Source organism: Mannheimia kashgarensis (genome assembly GCF_041807705.1).
Classification (GTDB): domain Bacteria; phylum Pseudomonadota; class Gammaproteobacteria; order Enterobacterales; family Pasteurellaceae; genus Mannheimia.
In genome coordinates, this window is sequence record NZ_JBGTYY010000064.1 from 1 (window position 1) to 1,177 (window position 1,177).

Annotated in this window: 3 protein-coding genes; 2 read left to right on the forward strand and 1 reads right to left on the reverse strand. The window is 34.5% G+C overall.

Features of this window, described 5'->3' with window-relative positions; all coding sequences use genetic code 11:
- Positions 1 to 102: 102 nt before the first annotated feature.
- Complete coding sequence (locus ACERCF_RS12455; protein ID WP_173632047.1) at positions 103 to 390, forward strand: hypothetical protein; 288 nt, start codon at positions 103 to 105, stop codon at positions 388 to 390.
- A gap of 91 nt (positions 391 to 481) precedes the next feature.
- On the opposite strand, the gene ACERCF_RS12460 is transcribed toward ACERCF_RS12455, so the two are convergent.
- On the reverse strand, positions 482 to 670 hold the full coding sequence (locus ACERCF_RS12460) for a hypothetical protein (RefSeq protein ID WP_075630816.1): 189 nt from the start codon (positions 668 to 670) through the stop codon (positions 482 to 484).
- Positions 671 to 848: 178 nt separating this feature from the next.
- Between ACERCF_RS12460 and ACERCF_RS12465 the strand changes: the two genes are divergently transcribed.
- A partial coding sequence (locus ACERCF_RS12465; RefSeq protein ID WP_373625783.1) for a phage/plasmid replication protein, II/X family occupies positions 849 to 1,177 on the forward strand: 329 nt, incomplete at its 3' end.

Consider the following 1,177-nt stretch of genomic DNA (forward strand, 5'->3'; position numbering starts at 1 on the left):
TTCGCATAATGCTTTACAGGTTATGTTACAATTCGAGTGCAGTACAATAGGGCTTGTCCCACTGCACGAGAATTTACACATAACCTGTTGTTATGCGAAATTATGGCTAATATTACCTTATCTCATCTTACACCAAAGCATTTTTATGAAACGGTCAAACTACTTAAAACGACCGAACACCGCATTTATATAGGTGTTAATTCCATTGAAGTCCGTTTTAAACTTGATAATAATGAAAGTAAAACCGACACAGACAAACGTTTTGACCAATTAGAGCATTTTATGCTGTTTTTGCAGGAACTTGTTAATTCTAATGTACCAATAGATCTTGATGAATTTGTAAAAACTTACAGTAAAAGTCCAAGATGTGGGTATTTTAGAGGGCGGTGATATGACCTTTTAGGGGGAAAATGGAGTTGTTAGGGCAGTGGACTACCCTATAATAGTCCACTCTTGTTCCATTTTGGAACATTTTTGTATATTATTTCGCCTTCTCTTTCTCATTGTGTTCTATGTAGGCAATGGCATCTTTTGCAAAGTGATCGACAAGAACATTCATTACTTCAGTCCATTTCACAGGTCTTCCTATCTTCATTCCAACTTCCATCGCTAATCTTTCTACCTTGAGTTTTTTCTCTAATTTAATATTGAAACTGGCTGTTGTCTTCATTTTTTATCCTATGGTGATGTAGGTGTATGTTTATACATTGCTCAAAACCTTAATTTGAAAGTTTTGGGCTACCATTCTATAAGTTTTTACCTAAACATTATTTTACCTATTTACATATTTAGGTAATAGTGCTATAAATACAATAAATACTTTTTTAGGTAAAAAGGTAATTTATCTTATGATTGACTTCTTGAAACTTTCTATCCCTTTCAAAGCAGAGCATATCATCGTCTGTAAGGACGGTGAGACCTCGTTTTTGAAAGAGACTTTGATAGAAATTGCAAGAAGAACAGGAATAAAACTGAAATCATCAAATGTGACTTTTGAAATAGACGGTGATCTTGATGTTCAGGAGCTATCTCACCCTTATGAATCTATTCCTAGCCATTTTTCTTCATTGGCTATGAAAATCTTTAATGGTAGTGACAGAATGAAAACACCGCCTTATGTTGAGTTGAAAGCAAGCCCTGCAAAATTATTGCAAGGACACAATGTTTTCGGCTCAAC